The following is a 21,967-nucleotide window of genomic DNA, read 5'->3' on the forward strand; positions in this document are numbered from 1 at the left end:
CGGATTGTTTCGGCGGGCGGTTCGGCGGGATGTGGGGCAGGGGGCGCCCTGGTCCCGGGGGACCGGGCGGTGCGGAGCGGCTCTTCCAGTGTGCCTCGCGGGGGGTGCCGCTCCGGGTGGCGCGGGACGCTCAGGGCACACGGCGCCTGCTGTCGGCGAGGTCGTCCCACAGGTACGCGGCTGTCTCGACTCCCTTGAGGAGGAGGTCGAGCTCGACCTTCTCGTTCGGCGCGTGCCAGCCGTCGGAGGGGACGGAGATGCCCAGGAAAAGCACCGGCGCGCCGAGCGTCTCCTGGAGGTCGGCGGCCGGTCCGGAGCCGCCCTCGCGGGTGAAGCGGACGGGCGTTTCGAAGGCGCGGGCCATCGCGCGGACGAGGGACTGCAGGACGGGGTGGTCCAGCGGCGTCAGGCACGGGCGGGTGGCGGCGCCGAACGTGATCTCGTGCCGGATCCCGTCGGGGACCTGCTCGGCGGCCCAGACGCGGACGGCCTTCTCGATGTGGTCGGGTTCCTGGCCCGCGACGATGCGAAAGGACAGCTTCACCATCGCGGAGGAGGGGATGACCGTCTTGCTGCCGGGTCCCTGGTAGCCGCCGCCGATGCCGTTGACCTCGGCGGTGGGGCGGGCCCAGATGCGTTCCAGGGTGGTGTGTCCGGCCTCGCCGCGCGTGGCGTACGACTTGGCCGTGCGCAGCCACCGCTGTTCGTCGAAGGGCAGCTCGGCGAAGAGTTCGCGTTCACGGTCGGTGAGTTCGACGACGCCGTCGTAGAACCCGGGGATCGCCACGCGTGCGTGCTCGTCGTGCAGCGCGGCGACCAGACGGGCCGCCGCGGTGGCCGGGTTGGGGACGGCGCCGCCGAAGGAGCCGGAGTGGATGTCCTGGTCGGGGCCGTACAGCCGGATCTCGCACTCGGCGAGGCCGCGCATGCCGGTGCACACCGTGGGGGTGTCCTCGGACCACATGCCGGTGTCGGAGACGATCACGGCGTCGGCGGTGAGCCGGTCCGCGTGCCGCTCGAGAAGGGCGCGGAAGTGCGGGGAACCCGACTCTTCCTCACCCTCGATCAGCAGCTTGAGGTTGACGGCAGGGGCGGTGCGGCCGGTGGCGGCGAGATGGGCGCGGACACCGAGTGTGTGGAAGAACACCTGGCCCTTGTCGTCGGCCGCCCCGCGCGCGTAGAGGCGGTTGCCGCGGACGACGGGTTCGAAGGGCTCGCTGTCCCAGCCGTCCTCGCGGGCGGCGGGCTGCACGTCGTGGTGGCCGTAGACCAGGACGGTGGGGGCCCCGGGGTCGGCGGAGGGCCACTCGGCGAAGACCGCCGGAGCGCCCGGTGTCTCCCAGACCTCCGTGGTCGGGAAGCCGGTCCGCGCGAGTGCGGCGGCCAGCCATTCGGCGCTGCGTCGCACGTCGGACGCGTGGCCTGGCTGGGCCGACACGGAGGGGATGCGCAGCCACTCCACGAGGTCGTCGAGGAAGGCGGCGCGGTGCTGCTCGATGTACGAACGGACGGCGCTGACGGCACTGTCAACGGGCTGGCTCATGGTCACGACCCTATCGGCCCGCGGGGACATCCTCGTTGGGCGGTTCCTCACAGTTCGCTTGCGCGGCCGGTCCCTCCAGCAGCAGCCGCTCCAGCGCGGCCCGGCCGGGCAGGCCGTCGGGTCGCACGACCTCACCGCTGCGGACGTACACGAAAACGGCGTCCACGGTCTCCGGTGGGACGCCTCGCTGCTCGGCCCAGGCGAGCCGGTACAGGGCGAGTTGGAGCGGGTCGGCGGTGGGGGCACGGTTGGTCTTCCAGTCGACGATCTCGTACGTCGGCCGGTCGCCGCCGTCGTTCTTGTAGACGGCGTCGATACGGCCCCGGATCACGCGGCCGGCGATGACGATCTGGAAGGGCGCCTCGACCCGATAGGGGGTGCGGTGGGCGTACTCGGTGCGCTCGAAGGCGGCCTTGAGGGACTCCAGATCGCATTCGTCGGCGATCTCCGCGTCGCTGCCGGGCAGGTCGTCCGGCTCCAGCATGGGCAGGGTCAGTGCCTCGAAACGGGCCTCCATCCAGGCGTGGAACCGGGTGCCGCGGCGGGCGGCAGGTTGCGGGGGGCGCGGCATGGGGCGCGCGAGTTCCTGCGCGAAACCGTCCGGATCGGCGGCCAGGCGCAGCACCTGGGAGGCGGTGAGAGACGCCGGCAGCGGCACGTCCGTGACGGCGTCCCGGGCACGCAGGAGTTCTCCGGTGAGGGCTTCCAGGTCGCGGTCCCAGGAGGCTATGGTGCGGGCCTCCTCGGGGGTGAGGCGGGGGTGGACGCGGGCGGATTCGCGGGTGGGCCGCTCCGGGTGCGCCGTTGCGGCGATCGGGGGTTGCGTGTCGTCCGGTGCCGCGGCCTGGTGCGGGACGGTCGGGCGGTCGGTGGACCAGGCGTCCCAGTCGGCCGGGTCCTCCACCGGCCGCGGCTCCTCCCGGAAGGGGGGCTCCTCCGGGTACGGCGGCTCGTCGTCCTCGGGCGGTGGGGGCCACTCGGGGTCGTGGTGGCTGTCCGGGTCGTGGGTGGCGGACGGTTGGGCCGTTGCGTGGGAGGCGAGGCGGTCCAGGTGGCCGAGTACCGTCTCGGCGGCCGCCCGGCGCCGGGCGAGGGCCGCCTCGTCCAGCGGCAGCGGCCACACCTGGTCGGTGCTCGCCCGGTGGAGGGCCGGGTTCTCCTCGTCCTCCGCCGGCTCGTCCGCCCAGGCCTCGATCTCGCCGTGACCGGCCGCGCAGTGGTGGTGGAGGGCCAGCAGGAAGTCGGACGGCCCGCGTGGCTTCTTCTGGCTGGGGCCCCACCAGTGGCCGGAGCCGAGGAGCAGGGAGCGGGGACGGGTGAAGGTGACGTAGCCGAGGCGGAGTTCCTCGGTGAGCTGGTGCTCCTTCATGGCCTCGTGGAAGGCCTTCAGGCCGCGCGCGTCCCATGCCTCGACGTCGGGCAGGGTGTCGGCGTCGCCGCGCAGTTCGTGGGGCAGCACCTTGCCCTGAGCGGTCCACTTCTCGCGGCCCTGGGCGCTGGGGAAGGTGCCCTTGACCAGGCCGGGCACAACGACGACATCCCATTCCAGGCCCTTGGACCTGTGGGCGGTGAGCACCTTCACGGTGTTCTCGCCGCCGGGAAGGGCGTTGTCGAGCCCCTTCTCGTACTGGGCGGCGGTGCGCAGGAAGGCCAGGAAGGCCAGCAGGGTGGCCTCGCCGTCGCCCGCGGCGAACGAGGCGGCGATGTCCAGGAAGTTCGACAGGGTCTCGCGGCGGCGGGCGGCCAGGGCGTGCGGGGACGCCGACAGTTCCACCTCCAGGCCGGTCACGGCGAGGACGCGGTGCAGCACGTCCATCAGCGGGTCGGCCAAGGAGCGGCGCAGGTCGCGCAGTTCGGCGGCCAGGCGGGCGAACCGCACGCGCGCGTCCGGCGAGAACGGCAGCCTGTCGTCCTCGCGCCCGGCGTCGAGCGGCATCTCCAGGAACGTGTCGAGGGCGTCCGCGAGCGAGATCACCTCGGACGGGTCGACTCCCTCGACGGCCTCGGCGAGCCTGCGGTCCCGGTCGGCGTCGTCGCCCACACGAGCGTGCGCGACGAGCCGGCGGGCGCGGCGGCCCAGGAGGGCGAGGTCGCGCGGGCCGATGCGCCAGCGCGGGCCGGTCAGCAGGCGGACCAGCGAGGCGTTGGCGCCGGGGTCCTGGAGGACTTCGCAGACCGCGACCAGGTCGGCGATCTCGGGCAGGTGCAGCAGCCCGGACAGGCCGACCACCTCGACGGGGACGTCCCGGGCGACCAGGGCGCCCTGGATCTCGGCGAAGTCGGTCGCCGTGCGGCACAGGACGGCGATCTCGCCGGGGGCCTTGCCGGTGTCGACGAGGTGCGCGATCGAGTCGGCGAGCCACTCGATCTCCTCGGCGTGGGTGGGCAGCAGGGCGCAGCGCACGATGCCGTCGCGTTCGGCGCCGGGTGCCGGGCGGAGTGCCTCCACGCCCGCGTGCATGGCGCGCAGGGGCCCGGCGAGGCCGTTGGCGAGGTCGAGGAGGCGGCCGCCGCTGCGGCGGTTCTCGCTGAGCGCCTGCCGGGTGGCGGGTCGGCCGTCGGGGTGGGCGAAGTGCTCGGGGAAGTCGTCCAGGTTGGCGACGGAGGCGCCGCGCCAGCCGTAGATCGCCTGGCAGGGGTCGCCGACGGCGGTCACCGGGTGGCCGGTGCCGCCGCCGAAGAGGCCGGCGAGGAGGACACGCTGGGCGACCGAGGTGTCCTGGTACTCGTCGAGCAGCACCACGCGGAACTCCTCGCGCAGGATGCGGCCCACGTCGGCGTTCCGGGCGAGCTGGGCGGACAGGGCGATCTGGTCGCCGAAGTCGAGCAGGTCGCGTTCGCGCTTGGCGGCCCGGTAGCGGACCACCAACTCGGCGAGTTCCCGGCGCGCCGCGGCCGCCTCGGGGACCTTGCGCAGGTCGGCGTTGCTGAGCCGGATGCCCTCCAGCGTGCGCAGCAGTGCGGTGTCGTACCCGCGCAGGTCTTCTGGGCGGACCAGGTGTTCGGCGAGTTCGGAGTCGAGGGCGAGCAGGTCGCTGACCAGGTCCGCGAAGGAACGGGTCAGCGCCGGATAGGGTCCCGGGGCCTCGCGCAGCACGCGCGCGGCCAGCTGGTAGCGGGTGGCGTCGGCGAGGAGGCGGGCGGTCGGTTCGAGGCCGATGCGCAGGCCGTGGTCGCTCAGCAGGCGGCCCGCGAAGGCGTGGTAGGTGGAGATCACCGGCTCGCCGGGCGGGTTGTCCGGGTCGATGACGTCCGGATCGGTGACGCCTGCCTTGATCAGGGCCTTGCGGACGCGTTCGGCGAGTTCACCGGCGGCCTTGTTGGTGAACGTCAGGCCGAGCACCTGCTCGGGGGCGACCTGGCCGGTGCCGACCAGCCACACCACGCGCGCCGCCATCACCGTCGTCTTGCCCGACCCGGCTCCGGCCACGATCACCTGCGGGGCGGGCGGCGCGATGATGCAGGCCGTCTGCTCCGGCGTGAACGGAATGCCGAGGAGCTGCTTGAGCTGCTCGGGGTCGGTGATACGGGGCGGCACGTCAGAGAGGCTAGCGGCGGGCACCGACAGTGGATGCGGGATCGGACATTCGTGGGCCGAGAAGCGCTGGTCAGCACGTGTGGTGCGATATGTCACGCCGGTCGCCGGCCCGGTGTCGCCGGGCCGGGTCGCCGGCCGGGTCACTCCACGACGTGCCGTCCCTCGGACCTGGCGCTGCAGGAAGCCCGGAAGGCGCAGTGCGTGCAGTGCTGGCCGGTGGTCGGCGTGAACCGCTCGTCGAGGACCTTGCCGGCGGCGGTGGCCAGCAGGTCGCCGGCCCACTCCCCCTCCAGGGGCTGCTGGGCCTGCACCTTCGGCAGGGTCTCTCCGCCGTCGCGCCCGGCGGCGCCCTGGCGCAGCTGGACCAGTTCGGCCCCGCCCGGCTCCGGGCGCACTCCGCCGAAGACGTCGTCGACGGCGCCCTCGCGGACGGCGAGCTGATAGACGGCGAGCTGGGGGTGGCGTTCCACCTCGCGGGCGGTCGGCGCCTGTTTGCCGGTCTTGAAGTCGACGACGTACGCGCGGCCCTCTCCGTCGGCCTCCACGCGGTCCATCTGGCCACGGATGCGGACCTCGTACTCGCCCGCTTCGAGGGTGACGTCGAAATCGTGTTCGCTGGCCACCGGTGTGCGGCTTGCGCGGTCCATGACGTGCCACTTCAGGAACCGTTCGAGCGCCACGCGCGCGTTCTCCTTCTCCTGCGCCGACTTCCACGGCGCGTCGAAGGCGAGCGCGTTCCACACGGAGTCCAGGCGCTCCATGAGGACGGCGAGGTCGGCCGGGGTGTGTCCGGAGGCCACCTCGTCGGCGAGCACGTGCACCACGTTGCCGAAACCCTGGGAGGTGGTGGCGGGGGCGTCGGCCTTCACCTCGCGGCCCAGGAACCACTGCAGGGCGCAGGTGTTGGCGAGCTGGTCGAGGGCGCTGCCGGAGAGCACGACGGGCTCGTCGCGGTCGCGCAGCGGCACCTTGCTCTCGGTCGGCTCGAACATGCCCCACCAGCGGTAGGGGTGGGCGGACGGGACGAGCGGGCGGCCGTCCTCGTCGGCGAGCGCGGCGAGGCGGGCCAGCCGGTGGGCGGCGGCCTGTCTGAGGGTGTCCGACACGTGCGGATCGACCGTGGTGGCGCGCAGTTCGGCGACGAGCGCGGCGACGGACAGCGGGCGGCGCGGGCGGCCCGTGACATCCGCGGGTTCGACGCCGAGTTCGGTGAGGAAGCGGGAGGGCTGGTCGCCGTCGTCGGCGGGTGCCTTCACGGCGGTGACGACGAGGCGTTCACGCGCGCGCGTGGCGGCGACGTAGAACAGGCGGCGTTCCTCGGCCAGCAGCGCCCCCGGGGTCAGGGGTTCGGCGAGTCCGTCGCGTCCGATGCGGTCGGCCTCCAGGAGGGAGCCGCGGCGGCGCAGGTCGGGCCACAGGCCCTCCTGGACGCCGGCGACGACGACGAGCCGCCACTCCAGGCCCTTGGAGCGGTGCGCGGTCATCAGGCGCACGGCGTCGGGGCGCACGGCGCGGCGGGTGAGGGTGTCCGCGGCGATGTCCTCGGCCTCGATCTCCTCCAGGAAGTTCAGGGCGCCCCGGCCGCCCGTGCGCTCCTCCGCGCGCGCGGCCGTCGCGAACAGCGCGCACACGGCGTCGAGGTCCCGGTCGGCGTTGCGGCCGGCCGCGCCGCCGCGCCGGGCCGCCCGTTCCAGACGCGCCGGCCAGGGTGTGCCCTGCCACAGGTCCCACAGCGCCTCCTCGGCGGTGCCGCCGCCCGCGAGGCGTTCGCGGGCCGTGCGCAGCAGCGCGCCGAGGCGCTGGGCGCCGCGCGCGTACGCGGGGTCGTGCGCGACCAGGCGCTCGGGTTCGGCCAGCGCCCGCGCGAGCAGTTCGTCCGAGGGGGGCGGCAGCGGGTTGCCGGCGGCCCGTTCCTCGTCGCGCAGGGCGCGCCCGAGGCGGCGCAGGTCGGCGGCGTCCATGCCGGCGAGGGGGGAGGCGAGAAGGGTGAGGGCGGTCTCGGTGCCGAGCCAGCAGGCCTCCGGCCCGGGTCCGCTCTCCCGGGCTCCGGGCTGCCCGGGCCCGGGGCTCTCGGAACCGGGCTCCCCAGGTCCGAGGCTCTCGGAACCGGACTCCCCGGCTCCCGGACTGTCGGGACCGGGGTACTCACCGGGCTCCCCGGATACGGGCTCCCCGGATACGGTCCCCCCGGATACGGTCCCCCCGGATACGGTCCCCCCGGATACGGTCCCCCCGGATACGGTCCCCCCGGATACGGGCTCCCCGGCACCGGGCCGGCGCCCCACCTCCGCCTCCGCCACCGCCCGCAGTGCCGTGAGCAGCGGGGCGACCGCCGGTTCGTGCCGCAGCGGCAGGTCGTCGCCGTCGATGTCGAGGGGGACGCCGGCGGCGGTGAGGGCGCGGCGGACCGCCGGGATCGTACGGGCACCGGCGCGCACCAGGACCGCCATGTCGCGCCAGGGGACGCCGTCCTCCAGGTGTGCCCGGCGCAGGATGTCGGCGACGTTGTCCAGCTCGGTGCCGGGCGTCGGGTACGTGTAGACCTCGACCCGGCCCCCGTCGCGCACCGGGACGAGCTCGCGGTGCGCGCGGATCCGGTCGGCCGGGAGGCGGGTCAGTGGCATGCGCTGGGTGAGCAGCCGGGTCGCGGCGAGCACGACGGCCGCGGAGCGGCGGGAGGTGCGCAGGACCTCGACGGGCGCCGGGCTGCCGTCCACGCGTCGGAAGACCGCCGGGAACTGGAGGATGCCGCCCACGTCCGCGCCCCGGAACGCGTAGATCGACTGGTCGGGGTCGCCGAAGGCGACCAGGGTGCGCCCACCGCCGGCGAGGGCGCGCAGGAGCCGTACCTGGGCGGGGTCGGTGTCCTGGTACTCGTCCACGTAGACGGCGTCGTACTGCGCGGCCAGCCGCTCGGCGACACCGGGGCGGTGGGCGAGCAGCACCGCGCGGTGGACCAGTTCGGCGTAGTCGAGGACGCCCTGCATGTCGAGCACGTCCAGGTACTCGGCGAGGAACGCGGCCGCGGCGGTCCAGTCGGGGCGGCCGATGCGGCGGGCGAAGGAGTCCAGGGCACCGGGGTCCAGGCCCAGTTCGCGGCTGCGTGCGAGGACCGCGCGGACCTCGTCGGCGAAGCCGCGGGTGGTCAGGCAGGCGCGCAGTTCGTCCGGCCAGCGGACGTGCGCCAGGCCGAGGCGCTGCAGGTCGAGCTGGCCGGCGAGCAGTTCGCGTACGGTCACGTCCTGCTCCGGGCCCGACAGCAGGCGCAGCGGTTCCACGAACAGATCGGTGTCCTGGTGGGCGCGGACCAGGGCGTAGCAGAACGAGTGGAACGTGGTCGCCTGCGGGGCGCGGGCCGCTCCTATGCGCAGCGCCATGCGGTCGCGGAGTTCGACGGCGGCCTTGCGGCTGAACGTCAGCACCAGGATGCGCCCCGGGTCCCCGCCACGGGCGATCCGCGCCGCCACGGACTCCACGAGCGTGGTGGTCTTGCCGGTGCCCGGACCTGCGAGGACGAGCAACGGACCGGTCCGGTGGTCAACCACGGCGCGCTGCGGCGCGTCCAGACGAGGGGGATCCGGCGGGACCGGCGGGGTACGAACCAGTCGGTAAGCGCCACGGCTCCCCTGCCGCGTCCGGGGATGCGGCAGGTGCCTGGTGGAGGAAGAGGAGCTCACGTGGTTCGCCGGTCCTGGTGGTCGTACTGGTTGTCGGACCACCGCGCGTGCACTGCGGTGGTCGGGTGGTGAGCGGGACACGCGCAGCCGACGCTACGCCGACGGACGGCGCGGAGGCAGGGCTTCCGCTTCTTCCCGCGAGGCGCTCTGGACACTCCCGGCACTCATGGCGCTCATGGCACCCATGCCCCTCACCTCACGAACGTACGTCATGTCACGAGCGTGCCCCGCTTCCCCCGTACGGAGCAAAGGTCACACCGGAACCCGCCGGATGCCGGAAGCTGTCAAGTGTGACCTTCCGTGCGTTCGCCGCCGTCCCAGCGCGCCCGTCTCATGTCGAGACGCGGCAGGTGGCCCTCCGTGGCCCGGTTCGCCTCCCGCAGCGGTGTGCCCTCGGCCCGGTAGCGGTCCAGCGCCCTCAGTTCGTGCCCCGGGAGCAGGACGCCGTCCGCGCGGACGACCCGCCACCACGGGACGGCACCTCCGTACAGGGCCATCGCCCGGCCCACCTGGCGGGGTCCTCCCTCCTCCAGCCACTCGGCCACGTCCCCGTAGGTCATGACGCGTCCGGGCGGGATGAGCTCGGCCACCTCGAGGACCCGTTCGGCATAGTCCGGCAGCGCCTCGGCGTGCTCCGCACGGGCGTCCGGGGAAAGGCTCTCCTCGCTCATCCGGCCCATCCTGCACCACCCCACCGACAGTGCGACGAGCTCGCGACCGTGCGTAGCCCTCGCCCTCTGGAGGCGCGTCCGGCAGACTGTGCGCCCCCGCGTTTGCACCCTGATGCCCCCGTGTGTCGGCGGGGCATGCCACCATCATGCGGGCGGTGACTGGTGATACGAGATCAAGAAGAGACGATGAAGCAGCAGGGTGCGCACCCGGAGGATGCGGAGAACACCTCTGACGCTTCGTCGCGCCCGGACACCGCGGACGGTGGGGAGGCGACCTCCCGGAAGACCTTCCGGAAGGCCTCCCGGAAGACCTCCGAGGCGGCTCCCGACGGCGGCCCCGGCCTGGTCGAACAGACGCACATCGACGAGGTCGAGGGCGACGAACCGCTGCTTCCCGCGCGCGTGCACCGCCCCTCCGACCTGATGCGCCTGCTGGTGGGCGTGCTGGCGATCGCCGTGCTGCTCGCGATCTCCGCGTTCGCGCACGGCACGACCTCCGGGCTGGAGCAGGACATCAACAAGGGCACCGGTCAGGCGCCCGACCTGCTGATCAAGATCGCCGGCCTGGCCTCCAGCATCGCGATCCTGCTGGTGCCGGTCGCTTTCGCGATCGAACGGCTGATCAAACGCGACGGGCTCCGCATCGCCGACGGCGTGCTGGCGGCGGTCCTGGCGCACGGAGTGACCCTCGCCACCGACCTGTGGGTGGCCAAGGGCGCCCCCGGCTCCATCCAGGAGGCGCTCACCCAGCCCTCTCCCGGTGACATCCACGCCCTGACCGACCCCGTGCACGGCTACCTCGCGCCCGTCATCGCGTACATGACGGCCGTCGGCATGTCGCGGCGGCCGCGCTGGCGGGCGGTGCTGTGGATCGTGCTCCTCCTCGACGCCTTCTCGATGCTGGTCACCGGGTACACGACCCCGTTCTCGATCATCCTCACGGTGCTGATCGGCTGGACCGTCGCCTACGGAACGCTGTACGCGGTCGGCTCCCCCAACGTGCGGCCGACCGGGCGGACGCTGATGGCGGGCCTGCGGCACGTCGGCTTCCGCCCGGTCACCGCGGCCCGCGAGGAGGTCCACGACACCCTGGAGACCGGTGACCGCGGCCGGCGCTACTTCGTCACGCTCGAGGACGGCCCGCCCCTGGACGTGACGGTGGTGGACCGGGAACAGCAGGCCCAGGGTTTCTTCTACCGAGCGTGGCGCAACCTGACGCTGCGCGGATTCGCCACCCGCAGCAGCCTGCAGTCGCTGCGCCAGGCGCTGGAGCAGGAGGCGCTGCTGGCGTACGCGGCCATCGCGGCCGGCGCCAACGCGCCCAAGCTGATCGCGACCTCCGAACTGGGCCCCGACGCGGTGATGCTCGTCTACGAGCACATCGGCGGGCGCACCCTGGACTCGCTGCCGGACGAGGAGATCACCGACGACCTGCTGCACGACACCTGGGGCCAGGTGCGGGCGCTGCAGTCCCGGCGCATCGCGCACCGCAGGCTCGTGGGTGACGCGATCCTGGTGGATCCGTCCGGCGCGGTGATCCTCACCGATCTGCGGGTGGGCGAGATCGCCGCGGGTGACCTGCTGCTGCGCATGGACATCTCCCAGCTGCTGGTGACGCTCGGTCTGCGGGTGGGCGCCGAACGCGCCGTGGCCACGGCGGTGAGCGTGCTCGGCCCCGACGCCGTGGCCGACTGCCTGCCGATGCTGCAGCCCATCGCGCTCAGCCGCTCCACCCGCGCGACGCTGCGGAAACTGGCCCGGGAGCGGGCCCAGCGCGAGCGTGAGGCGGTCCTGGAGGCGTCGCAGCAGGCCAAGCAGGCCCGTCTGGAGGAAGGCTCGGGCGACGCGGAGCCGGCGGGCAAACCGGACAAGAAGACCGTGCGTGCGGAGGCCAGGGCCGAGAAGCGGGCCCTCGACGACGCGCTGGAAGAGGCACGCGAGGAGGATCTGCTGACGCAGATCCGCTACGAGGTGCTGCGGATCAGGCCGCAGGCGCCGGTCGAGCCGGCCCGTCTGGAGCGGGTACGGCCGCGGACGCTGATCAGTTTCATCGCGGGTGCCATCGGCGCGTACTTCCTGCTGACGCAGCTCACCCACATCGAGTTCGGGCCGCTGATCGCGGGCGCGCAGTGGGGCTGGGTCGCCGCGGCGGTGCTGTTCTCGGCGGGCAGCTACTTCGCGGCGGCGATGGCGCTGCTGGGGTTCGTGCCCGAGCGGGTGCCGTTCCTGCGGACGGTGGCGGCGCAGGTCGCCGGGTCGTTCGTGAAGATCGTGGCGCCGCCCGCGGTGGGCGGTGTCGCCCTCAACACGCGTTTCCTGCAGCGCTCGGGGGTGCGCCCCGGGCTCGCGGTGGCGAGCGTCGGCGCGTCGCAGCTGTTCGGGCTCGGCGCGCACATCCTGATGCTGCTGTCCTTCGGCTATCTGACCGGCACCGAGAAGACGCCGTCGCTGTCGCCGTCCCGGACGGTCATCGCGGGTCTGCTCACGGTCGCGGTGCTCGTCCTGGTCGTCACGTCGGTGCCGTTCCTGCGGAAGTTCGTCGTCACGCGGGTGCGGTCGCTCTTCGCCGGTGTCGTGCCGCGCATGCTGGACGTGCTGCAGAGGCCGCAGAAGCTCGTCACCGGCATCGGCGGCATGCTGCTGCTGACCGCCTGCTTCGTGATGTGCCTGGACGCCTCGATCCGCGCGTTCGGCGACGGCTCGACCTCGCTGAGCATCGCCAGCGTCGCCGTCGTCTTCCTCGCCGGCAACGCGCTCGGCTCCGCGGCGCCGACCCCGGGCGGCGTGGGCGCGGTGGAGGCGACCCTGACGGTCGGCCTGATCGCCGTGGGCCTGCCCAAGGAGGTCGCGGCCCCGGCCGTGCTGCTGTTCCGGCTGCTGACCCTGTGGCTGCCGGTCCTGCCGGGCTGGCTGGCCTTCAACCACCTCACCCGCAAGGGTTCCCTGTAGCCGCGGGCGGTACCTCGTACGGCCCGCGCCCCGAGCACGCACGCGTGCCCGACCGCAGGATGGGTCCATGCCCAACCCGCTCCGTCGGCGCGCCGCTGCCGTGACCGCCACCGCCGTACTGCTGTCCTGCGTCCTGGCGGGCTGCGGCGACGGCGGATCCCGGGACGAGGACCTGACGGACCAGAAGCTCGACTGGAAGGACTGCCCGGCCCCGTCCGAGGCCGAGGGCGGCGGCGACGCCCCGACTCCCCTGCCGAACGGCGGACGCTGGCAGTGCGCCACCATGAAAGTCCCGTTGGACTGGGACGAGCCCAAGGGCGACAGGATCGGCATCGCGCTGATCCGGGCGAAGGCGAGCGGCGGGAAGAACCGGCGCATCGGCTCTCTGGTGTTCAACTTCGGCGGCCCCGGCGGCTCGGGGGTCACCACGCTTCCCGCGTTCGCCAAGGACTACACGGCCCTGCGCACCCGCTACGACCTGGTCAGCTTCGACCCGCGCGGGGTCGGCCGCAGCGCCCCCGTCGAGTGCGAGAACGACCAGCAGCTCGACGCCTACTTCCAGCAGGACGCGATCCCCGACGACGCCCGCCAGCGCACCGAGCTGCTGCACAACACCAGGCGGTTCAACGACGCCTGCGAGAAGAACTCCGAGAAGCTGCTGCCGCACGTGCGCACCACCGACGCGGCCCGCGACATGGACCTGATGCGCCAGGTCCTCGGCGACGACAAGCTGCACTACTTCGGCATCTCCTACGGCACCGAACTCGGCGGCGTCTACGCCCACCTGTTCCCCAAGCGGGTCGGCCGCGCCGTCTTCGACGCGGTCGTCGACCCCACGCAGAACCCGGAACAGAGCTCCCTGGGACAGGCCGCGGGCTTCCAGCTGGCGCTCGACAACTTCGCCGCGGACTGCACGTCGAAGCCCGAGCCCTGCCCGATCGGCGACAACGCCCAGGACGTCGAGGCCCGCATCACCGGCCTGCTGAAGGCCCTCGACCGCAAGCCGATCCCCGGCGTCTTCCCACGCGAGCTGACCCAGACCGCCGCGACCAGCGGCATCGCGCAGGCCCTGTACTCGAAGGACTTCTGGGCCTACCTCACCGAGGGCCTGCAGCAGGCGTACGACGGTGACGGAGAGCTGCTGATGAGGCTGTCCGACGCGATGAACGGGCGCAACGAGAACGGCGAGTACAGCAACCTCACCGCCGCCAACGTCTCCATCAACTGCGCGGACGCCAGACCCCGGTACACGCCCGCGCAGGTGGAGCGGCGGCTGCCCGCGTTCCGCGCCGCCTCGCCGGTGTTCGGGGACTACCTGGCCTGGTCCATGATCAGCTGCACCGACTGGCCCGTCGCGGGCGCCGCCGACCACCCCGTCGTCAGCGCGCCCGGGTCGGCGCCGATCCTCGTGGTGGGCAACACCGGCGACCCGGCCACACCGTACGAGGGCGCGAAGAAGATGGTGGACGCGCTGGGCCCGGGCGTCGGCGTCGAGCTGACGTACAAGGGCCAGGGGCACGGTGCCTACGACAGCAAGAACAAGTGCGTGCAGCGGGCGGTGAACTCCTATCTGCTGGACGGCAGGGTCCCGCCGAATGGGACGGTCTGCTCCTGACACCCAGCCCGGCACTGAAGAAAGCACAGGTCAGAGGGTTATCCACAGGGTCGGGCAGGCTCGGTGCGATCCGCCTACCATGGCCTGACCGCCATCCGCTGCTCGGTGCGGACGGCTCGTGAGGGGGGTATGCGCATGGCACGTCTCGCACGGTGGACGGCCTTCGGGGCCGCCGCCGCGTTCCTGTTGGCGGGCTGTGGCGGCGGCTCGTCCGACGACGGCAGGAGCGGCGATCGCACGGGCGCGGCAACCTCCGCGTCGGGCGGCGCCTCCGGCACGACCGCCGCGCTGCCCTCCTCGCTGACCGCGCAGAGGCTCGACTGGGGACGCTGCAAGGCCACCGCAGACTCCCCCGCCCCGGGCAGCGACTGGCGGTGCGCGACGCTGAAGGTGCCGCTGGACTGGGCGAAGCCGGACGGCGAGACGATCGGCCTCGCGCTGATCCGTGCGCGCGCCCGCGGGGAGCACCGCATCGGCTCGCTGCTGTTCAACTTCGGCGGTCCGGGCGGCTCGGGCGTGTCCATGATGCCGTCGTACGACTCCACGGTGTCGTCGCTGCGCGAGCGGTACGACCTGGTGAGCTGGGACCCTCGCGGGGTCGCCGCCAGCGAGGGCGTGCGCTGCCGGGGCGACAAGGAGATCCAGGCCGCGGAGGACGTGGACGTCACCCCCGACACCCCGGCCGAGGAGAGGGCGTACCTCCAGGACGCCGCCGACTTCGGCAAGGGCTGCCGGAAGGCCGCCGGGAAGCTGATGGCGCACGTCTCGACGACCGACACCGCCCGCGACATGGACCTGATGCGCCAGGTCCTCGGCGACGACAGGCTGCACTACTTCGGCATCTCCTACGGCACCGAACTCGGCGGCGTCTACGCCCACCTGTTCCCGCGGAACGTGGGACGGCTGGTCCTCGACGCGGTCGTCGACCCCAGCGCCGGCACCGTGGGCCACGCGATGAACCAGACCCGCGGCTTCCAGCGCGCGCTGGACGACTACCTGAAATCCACCGGCCAGGATCCGCGGCAGGGCTCGCGGAAGATCGCCGGCCTGCTGAAGAGGATCGACGCGCACCCGCTGCCGACCTCGTCCGGGCGCGAGCTGAACCAGACGCTGGCGCTCACCGGCATCGTCCTGCCGCTCTACAGCAAGGAGGGCTGGCCGACGCTGACCAGCGCCCTGAAGTCGGCGGAGCAGGGCGACGGCTCGGAGCTGCTGGAGCTCGCCGACGGCTACAACGAGCGTGACGCGTCGGGGCGCTACGGCACGACCACCCACTCGCAACGCCTCATATCCTGCCTGGACGACAAACAGCGGCCGACCGCGGAGGAGACCAGGAAGCTGCTGCCGGCGTTCGAGAGGATCTCGCCGGTGTTCGGGGACTTCCTCGGCTGGGACACGGCCGGCTGGTGCCACGACTGGCCGGTGCCCGGGCAGTACGACACCCCGGAGGTGAGCGCGCCCGGCGCCCCGCCGGTCCTGGTGGTCGGCAACACCGGCGACCCGGCGACGCCGTACGAGGGCGCGAAGAAGATGGCCGACGAGCTGGGCGAGGACGTCGGCGTGGTGCTCACCTGGAAGGGCGAGGGCCACGGGGCGTACGGCAGCGGGAGCGACTGCGTCGACTCGACGGTGGACGCCTACCTGCTAACGGGCACGGTGCCGGAGGACGGCAAGGTCTGCTCATGACGACGGCGGGGGTCCCGCACACCCACGGTGCGCGGGACCCCCGCCGGGAGCCGCTCGGCTCAGTAGACCGGCTTGTCCGGCTCGATCTGGTTGACCCAGCCGATCACGCCGCCGCCGACGTGCACCGCGTCGGAGAAGCCCGCGGCCTTCAGGACCGCGAGGACTTCCGCACTGCGGACACCCGTCTTGCAATGCAGGACGATCTTCTTGTCCTGCGACAGGCTTTCGAGGGCGGTGCCCATGAGGAACTCGTTCTTCGGGATCAGGCGGGCGCCCGGGATGGAGACGATCTCGTACTCGTTCGGCTCGCGGACGTCGATGATGTCGATGTTCTCGCCGTCGTCGATCCACTGCTTGAGCTGCTTCGGGGTGATCGTCGAGTCGGCGGCCGCCGCCTGGGCCTCCTCGGACACGACGCCGCAGAAGGCCTCGTAGTCGATGAGTTCGGTGACGGTCGGGTTCTCGCCGCACACCGCGCAGTTCGGGTCCTTGCGGACCTTGACCTGGCGGTACTGCATCTCCAGGGCGTCGTAGATCATCAGGCGGCCGACCAGCGGCTCGCCGATGCCCGCGAGGAGCTTGATGGCCTCGTTGACCTGGATGGAGCCGATGGACGCGCACAGCACGCCCAGCACGCCGCCCTCGGCGCAGGAGGGGACCATGCCGGGGGGCGGGGGCTCCGGGTAGAGGCAGCGGTAGCAGGGGCCGTGCTCGGACCAGAACACCGAGGCCTGGCCGTCGAAGCGGTAGATCGAGCCCCACACGTACGGCTTGTTCAGCAGGACGCAGGCGTCATTGACCAGGTAGCGGGTCGCGAAGTTGTCCGTGCCGTCGACGATCAGGTCGTACTGGCTGAAGATGTCCATCACGTTGTCGGCCTCGAGCCGCTCCTCGTGAAGGATCACGTTCACGTACGGGTTGATGCCCTTGACGGTGTCACGGGCGGACTCGGCCTTGGAGCGGCCGATGTCGGACTGGCTGTGGATGATCTGGCGCTGCAGGTTCGACTCGTCGACCTCGTCGAATTCCACGATGCCGAGCGTGCCGACGCCCGCGGCGGCGAGGTACATCAGCGCCGGCGAGCCCAGGCCGCCGGCGCCCACACACAGCACCTTGGCGTTCTTCAGCCGCTTCTGCCCGTCCATCCCGACGTCAGGGATGATCAGGTGGCGGGAGTACCTGCGGACCTCGTCTACGGTGAGCTCAGAGGCTGGCTCGACCAGGGGTGGCAGCGACACGGGGACTCCGTTGATCGGTCAATCACTACGGTTGTTCTCCGTGTAACAGTGCCATGGCCATCTTCATTCCGAGACACCTGTTCCGACCCGCGAGACAATGTCGTCCCAGTAGCCGGGCAGGCTCTCCCAGGGGTCGTGGCGGCCTCCGCGGTCCGTGCGGTCGGTGAACCAGACGGTCGCCGCGCCCTGCCAGCGCGCGATGCGCAACGCCTCCTCCAGGTGCCGGTGTGGCACACCGTGGACGAAGTGGCAGAAGCGCTCAGGCGGATGGTCCGCCGTCCACTCGGCCGCCTGCGACCAGCGGTAGTCGCCCCACGGCCCCGCGAAGGTCACCAGTTGGTCGGCGTCCTCGGCGTAGCCGGGATGCGGGTGGGTGCCGTGGCCGAGGACGATGTGTGCACCGTCACGGACCGCGCGCAGCGCGGAGACGGTGCGGCGGATCGCGGGGAGCGAGGCGCGCCCGGAGGGGCAGCGGGCCAGGAGGAAGCCGTCGACCTGGTACCAGTCGACGAAGCGGCCCGCGTCGACGATCGTCTCGGTGAGGGCGCGGGCCCCGTGGGCGGTGTCGAGGCGGCCGAGGACGCGGACGCCCGTGTTGCGCAGGCGTCCTGCCGCCTCCAGGCATTGCGGGTCGGGTCGGATTCCGGCGCCCTCGGCGACGTCGAGGACGACCCAGTGCAGGGGCGTGCCGGGGCGGGTGAGCAGGTCCCACTCGGTGGGCGCTACGAGGGGGTGGGCGTAGCCGGGGACACCGAATCCGGTGCGGACGCCGGTGCTCGCGGTGCCCGTCGTGGCGCTGGTCAGATGCGGCATGCCGCCTCCATCCAGATGTCGGCGAGGGACTCTTCGAGATTGATCCGGGGCCGCCAGCCGAGCCGGTCGCGTGCGGTGCGCACATCGGCCTGCTGCCAGCTGCCGCAGCCGTCCGGGTACGGGTACGTCACCTGGGGCGCGTGGTCGGAGTCACCGCGCGGGTGGCCGACGGCCGGCCGCAGGTGGCCGTGCGGGCCGTCGAGTTCGTGCAGGGTTCCGCCGTATCCGGCCACCCTGGCGAGCGTGCCGGCGACGTCACGCAGGCGGACGGCGCGGCCGGAGCCGATGTTGATGACGCCCTGCGCGGCGGAGAGGGAGGCGGCGTGCACGGCTCGGGCGACGTCCCGTACGTCGACGAAGTCGCGCTGGACGCCGAGACCTCCGAGCTTGAGTTCGCCGTCGCCGGACTGCATGGCGCGTCGCATGGCCTCGGCGAGACGGCCGAGCGGCGAGCCGGCGGGCGTGCCGGGACCGACGGGTGAGAAGACCCGGAGCACGACCGCGTCGAGGCCGGAGCCGAGGACGAGTTCGGTGGCTGCGAGCTTGCTCACGCCGTACGGGCCGCCGGGGCGAGGCACGGCGTCCTCGGCCGTGGAGGAACCGGGCTGGCTCGGGCCGTACTCGGCGCCGCAGCCGATCTGCACCAGCCGGGCGCCGCAGCCGCTGCGGCGCAGGGCCTCGCAGACGGTGGCGACGGCGACAGTGTTGTGGCGGGTCAGTTCGCGGGCACCGCCACGGATGGCGCCGGCGCAGTTCACGACGACGCCGGGGTGCACCGCGTCGAGGAAGCGGGTCAGGGCGCCGGGGCTGCCCGAGGCGAGGTCGAAACGGACGTCGGCGTCGTCGCCGCGGCCGAGAGCGGTGAGCTGGACGGCCGGGTCGGCGAGCAGCCGGTCGGCGACGAAGCGGCCGAGGTAGCCATTGGCTCCGATCAGCAGGACCCTCATCGTGCGGCTCCCGGGGCCGAGGATTCGGGTCGGGAGGTGATCATCTGGCGTTCTCCTTCTCAGTGGGTCGTACGAGTGGGTCTGCGAGCTCGGTGCATGTCGCCGGCTCAGTGGTTGTGGCAGCTCGATGGTTCCTGCAAGCTCCGCGGTTGCTGCGAACTCCGCGGTTCGTGCGGATGCCTGCGGCGCAGTCGGCTCCGGGCGCAGTCGGCTCGGGGCGCGCCTGCGGCGGAGGTCATCCGTGCGGCGCGGACGCCGGCGCGGCGCGGACGTCGTCACGGCTCTCCTCGGGAGGCGTGGGCCGAGGCCCGGGTGAGGGTGCGGGTCGCGTGCATGAGCAGGGTCAGTGCCCCCGCCGCGCAGATGAGGGCCGGGATGCTGCCGGGGCCCCACGCCTCGGCCAGGGTCCGCACCGGGGTGGCGAGGAATCCGGCCCCCGGCAGGCGCCCCGCGAGAGCCGTGGCCGCCGCGGCCGCCTCGGCGACGGCCACGGCGGTGAGGACGAGAGCGGGGGCGCGGGTGAAGCCGTGGACGGTGAGGAGGCGGGCGAGAAGCAGCAGCGCACCGAGGCAGAGGGCCTGGGCGTAGGCCGCGGGCTCGTGGAGGACCGCGCCGCACACGGCGAGCAGGGCCCCCAGCGCGCACAGGTACGACGCGAACGTGCCGAGCAGCAGCGGCCGTACGGAGGCCGCGAACTCTTCCAGGCCGCGGCTCGCGGCCAGCCTGCGGCGGGCCCGCACGGTGAAGAGGTGGGCGCACCAGGCCGCCGGGACGCAGGCCAGGGTGAGGGCCAGGACGGGGGCCGTGGCGACGGGCCATGGGCCGTCGGCGCTGCCGCCGGGCGGTCCGTCTGGGCCGCCGGCCACGGCCGCGCCGAGGAACCCGTCACCGAGGAGGGCGTAGGCGATGAGCCAGCAGGTCAGGGTGCGGGCACCGGGCGGGCGCGCGGCGGACACCGCCCCCGTCCGGGCCGCCGCGCCGAGCGGTCCGCGGGCGAGCGCCGCCCGCAGGCCGAGGGACACGGCGAGGGCGCCGACGACCGCCACGGCCAGTCGGGGCTGTCCGTGGGTGAGCCGCAGGCCGGCCACGGTCGCGGCGCACAGCGCTCCCGGCAGAAGGGTCGGCAGGACCCAGTCGGTGCGTGCCCCGGGTACCGCGGCGGCCGCGGGACGCGGCGGCGGCTCCTTCTCGTGGGAGGTGCGGACGTACATCTCCTCGGCGAGGGAGAAGACGTCCCGGTGGCGGAAGCGTGCGGCGGTCCGGTCGGTGATGCCGTGGGCCTCCAGGCCCGCCGCGATCTCCAACGCGTCGACAGCCCTTTCGCACAGCTCGCGGTGCTGGTGCAGCAGCGTCTTCACCGGATCCACGGCGAGGCGCCGGGCGGACGGTTGTCGACGGGCGGCGGGCGGCTCGGCGGCGCGGGACGTGCCGGTCAGGGCGTCGGTGTCCGCTTCGGCACGCGCACGCGTGGATTCCGCCGTGCCGGGACGCCCGGATTCTCCGGGGCCGCTCATCGCGCTCCCTCCGTGGTCGGCAGCGGAGTGGGCACCCGCACGGGTGCCGGTGCGGGCCAGCCTCCGAGGAGGTGCGCCTCGGCGGGGACCGCGAAGGGCAGGGGCTCGGCGTCGTCGAGGACGGCCCGGCACACCGGGGCTCGCGAGACGACCTCCAGGTAGAGGCCGTGGAACGCGGTGACGTTCTGCTCGACGGTGAACAGTTCCAGCGCACGCGCGCGTGCGGCGGCGCCGAGGCGCTCACGGCGTTCGGGGTCGCGCAGCAGCGCCACGCACGCCCCGGCGAGCGCCCGCGGGTTCCGCGGCGGTACGACGAGCCCGGTGCCGCCGATGACCTCCACGACCGCGCCGACGTCCGTGGACACCGTCGCGCGAGCGCAGAACATGGCCTCGACCAGGCTGACGGGGAACCCTTCCACGACGCTGGAGAGCACGGTCACCGCGCCCGCCGCGTACGCGTCGGGCAGGGCCGGGATCTCCGGACCGCCGATCTCCTCGAAGGAGACGGGGTTGTCCCCGACGGCGTGCGGGCCGTCGGCCTCGTCCGGAAAGAGCTGTGCGGCGAGGGTCCGGCAGTGGTCCAGGTAGGCCTCGCCGTCGGGTCCGGCCGGGGCGCCGATGATGCGCAGGCGGGTCTTCGGCTCCTCCTTGCGGATCTCCGCGAAGGCGTGCAGCAGGGACATCAGGTCCTTGGCGGGGTCCGCGCGGCCGACCCAGACCAGCGTGTCGGGGTCGGCGCGGTCCGGGGAATCGCCCACCTCGGCGAAGCGGGAGGCGTCCATCCCCGGGTAGACCGTGCGCACCTTGGCGCGGTCGGCGCCGCAGTGCTCCTGCCAGCGGCGCGCGTGCGTGTTGCCGGGTGTGAGGAGGGACGCCCTGCGGTAGATCTCGGCGGCGAGCCTGCCGTGGAAGGCGGCGAGCAGGGACCGTACGGCGGGCGGCGCGTCGGCGGTGGCCAGGTAGTGCGCGCGCAGCCGCACCCCGTACTCGGTCACCAGCAGGGGGACGCCGGCGAAGTGGTGGGCGAGCAGTCCGGGCAGGGCCGCCGAGCCGCCGGATGCGGCGTGGCACAGGTCGGCGGAACCGAGTCCGTCGTGCTTGTACCAGTCGAGGGAGAGGGGGCGCAGGGCACGTTCCAGGTGCGCGGCGACGGCGAGCAGATCGGGTACCCGCGCCTCGCGCGCCGTGCGCGGGGCTCCGGGCGCACGGCAGGCGCTCTCCAGCAGGCGCACGGCGGTCTCCGAGCGGAGGGCGCCCACCAGTCCGCGCTCGTCGCGGGCGAGGTCGGCGAGCCCGTAGAGCGCACTGGCGAAACGGTCCGCCTCAGCGGCCGACGCCTGCTCGGGTGAGCCGGCCGGCTCACCGGCGGCGGCTGCCGCGCACAGCACGGACGCCAGCTCGCCGTAGCACTCGGCGAAGCGGCGGCGGGCCCGGCGCCCGTACCCTACGGAGTCGTCCTCGGCCGTCCACAGCGGCGCCGTCCGGACCCGGCCGATGTGCGGCGGCAGCGGCACCCGGCCCTCGTCCTCCTGGCGCTCGTCGGCACAGAGGGCGTAGACGTCGAACTCGTGCTGCTCGAGCCCGCGCACGAGCCGGTCGCACCAGAGCGTGCCGTCACCGCGCACATACGGATAGCCACCCTCCGTAAGCAGTCCGATGCGCACGAGCGCACCCCCGATCTCCCGTGTGAGAAGCCGTCGTTCGCTCGACGGCCCGCAGCGTGAAGAACGTATGCGGACAAGGTGGTGGGGGGGGGGGGGGGGGGGGGGGGGGGGG

12 protein-coding genes are annotated in these 21,967 nt (G+C 73.3%); 3 read left to right on the forward strand and 9 right to left on the reverse strand.

Translation table 11 applies throughout. The features are described 5' to 3' along the window. Positions 1-130: 130 nt before the first annotated feature. The 4 genes from VKA29_RS22010 to VKA29_RS22025 all read right to left on the reverse strand — a co-directional run bounded on the left by VKA29_RS22010 (position 131) and on the right by VKA29_RS22025 (position 9,429). A complete protein-coding gene (locus tag VKA29_RS22010; RefSeq protein ID WP_324787619.1) occupies positions 131-1,543 on the reverse strand; it encodes a dipeptidase in 1,413 nt (470 codons plus the stop codon). A gap of 10 nt (positions 1,544-1,553) precedes the next feature. Next, entirely contained in the window at positions 1,554-5,081 is a 3,528-nt protein-coding gene (locus VKA29_RS22015; protein WP_324787620.1) for an ATP-dependent DNA helicase, read from the reverse strand. A gap of 140 nt (positions 5,082-5,221) precedes the next feature. Next, positions 5,222-8,758 carry an ATP-dependent DNA helicase gene (locus tag VKA29_RS22020; RefSeq protein ID WP_324787621.1) on the reverse strand — a complete coding sequence of 1,179 codons (3,537 nt, stop codon included), beginning with the start codon at positions 8,756-8,758 and terminating at the stop codon, positions 5,222-5,224. A 284-nt stretch (positions 8,759-9,042) separates the two neighbouring features. Next, positions 9,043-9,429 carry an MGMT family protein gene (locus tag VKA29_RS22025; protein WP_324787622.1) on the reverse strand — a complete coding sequence of 129 codons (387 nt, stop codon included), beginning with the start codon at positions 9,427-9,429 and terminating at the stop codon, positions 9,043-9,045. A gap of 186 nt (positions 9,430-9,615) precedes the next feature. Here VKA29_RS22025 and VKA29_RS22030 point away from each other — a divergent pair, with 186 nt between their 5' ends. The 3 genes from VKA29_RS22030 (at position 9,616) to VKA29_RS22040 (ending at position 15,679) form a co-directional block, all read left to right on the forward strand. Next, the gene (locus tag VKA29_RS22030) at positions 9,616-12,378 is read left to right on the forward strand and encodes a lysylphosphatidylglycerol synthase domain-containing protein (RefSeq protein WP_324787623.1); all 2,763 of its coding nucleotides are present in this window, start codon (positions 9,616-9,618) and stop codon (positions 12,376-12,378) included. Positions 12,379-12,445: 67 nt separating this feature from the next. After that, positions 12,446-13,993 (forward strand): alpha/beta hydrolase, encoded by a 1,548-nt coding sequence (locus tag VKA29_RS22035; RefSeq protein ID WP_324787624.1) that lies wholly within the window; start codon positions 12,446-12,448, stop codon positions 13,991-13,993. A gap of 135 nt (positions 13,994-14,128) precedes the next feature. Then, positions 14,129-15,679, forward strand: coding sequence for an alpha/beta hydrolase (locus tag VKA29_RS22040; protein WP_324787625.1), 1,551 nt, complete (start codon positions 14,129-14,131; stop codon positions 15,677-15,679). 59 nt (positions 15,680-15,738) lie between these two features. Here VKA29_RS22040 and moeZ read toward each other — a convergent pair whose 3' ends face one another. The 5 genes from moeZ to VKA29_RS22065 all read right to left on the reverse strand — a co-directional run bounded on the left by moeZ (position 15,739) and on the right by VKA29_RS22065 (position 21,855). Then, entirely contained in the window at positions 15,739-16,917 is a 1,179-nt protein-coding gene (gene moeZ / locus VKA29_RS22045) for an adenylyltransferase/sulfurtransferase MoeZ (RefSeq protein ID WP_324787626.1), read from the reverse strand. Between the two features lie 63 nt (positions 16,918-16,980). Beyond that, on the reverse strand, positions 16,981-17,730 hold the full coding sequence (locus VKA29_RS22050; protein ID WP_324787627.1) for a spherulation-specific family 4 protein: 750 nt from the start codon (positions 17,728-17,730) through the stop codon (positions 16,981-16,983). Next, a complete protein-coding gene (locus VKA29_RS22055) occupies positions 17,718-18,677 on the reverse strand; it encodes an NAD-dependent epimerase/dehydratase family protein (RefSeq protein WP_324787628.1) in 960 nt (319 codons plus the stop codon). Before VKA29_RS22055 ends, VKA29_RS22050 begins: the two co-directional genes overlap by 13 nt. Before the next feature lie 275 nt (positions 18,678-18,952). Continuing rightward, positions 18,953-20,191 (reverse strand): hypothetical protein, encoded by a 1,239-nt coding sequence (locus tag VKA29_RS22060; protein ID WP_324787629.1) that lies wholly within the window; start codon positions 20,189-20,191, stop codon positions 18,953-18,955. Continuing rightward, on the reverse strand, positions 20,188-21,855 hold the full coding sequence (locus VKA29_RS22065) for a DUF3492 domain-containing protein (protein WP_324787630.1): 1,668 nt from the start codon (positions 21,853-21,855) through the stop codon (positions 20,188-20,190). The genes VKA29_RS22060 and VKA29_RS22065 overlap by 4 nt, the downstream gene beginning before the upstream one ends. Between the last annotated feature and the right edge of the window lie 112 nt (positions 21,856-21,967).

Origin of the sequence: Streptomyces sp. H51 (assembly GCF_035656535.1) — a bacterium.
GTDB lineage: Bacteria > Actinomycetota > Actinomycetes > Streptomycetales > Streptomycetaceae > Streptomyces.

What these genes read in the sequence shown, in the direction of transcription:
- VKA29_RS22025 (WP_324787622.1), bottom strand. Translation starts at nt 9,429, where the DNA reads ATGAGCGAGGAGAGCCTTTCCCCGGACGCCCGTGCGGAGCACGCCGAG.
- VKA29_RS22030 (WP_324787623.1), top strand. Translation starts at nt 9,616, where the DNA reads ATGAAGCAGCAGGGTGCGCACCCGGAGGATGCGGAGAACACCTCTGAC.
- VKA29_RS22060 (WP_324787629.1), bottom strand. Translation starts at nt 20,191, where the DNA reads ATGAGCGGCCCCGGAGAATCCGGGCGTCCCGGCACGGCGGAATCCACG.
- VKA29_RS22050 (WP_324787627.1), bottom strand. Translation starts at nt 17,730, where the DNA reads ATGCCGCATCTGACCAGCGCCACGACGGGCACCGCGAGCACCGGCGTC.
- VKA29_RS22040 (WP_324787625.1), top strand. Translation starts at nt 14,129, where the DNA reads ATGGCACGTCTCGCACGGTGGACGGCCTTCGGGGCCGCCGCCGCGTTC.
- VKA29_RS22035 (WP_324787624.1), top strand. Translation starts at nt 12,446, where the DNA reads ATGCCCAACCCGCTCCGTCGGCGCGCCGCTGCCGTGACCGCCACCGCC.
- VKA29_RS22055 (WP_324787628.1), bottom strand. Translation starts at nt 18,677, where the DNA reads ATGAGGGTCCTGCTGATCGGAGCCAATGGCTACCTCGGCCGCTTCGTC.
- VKA29_RS22010 (WP_324787619.1), bottom strand. Translation starts at nt 1,543, where the DNA reads ATGAGCCAGCCCGTTGACAGTGCCGTCAGCGCCGTCCGTTCGTACATC.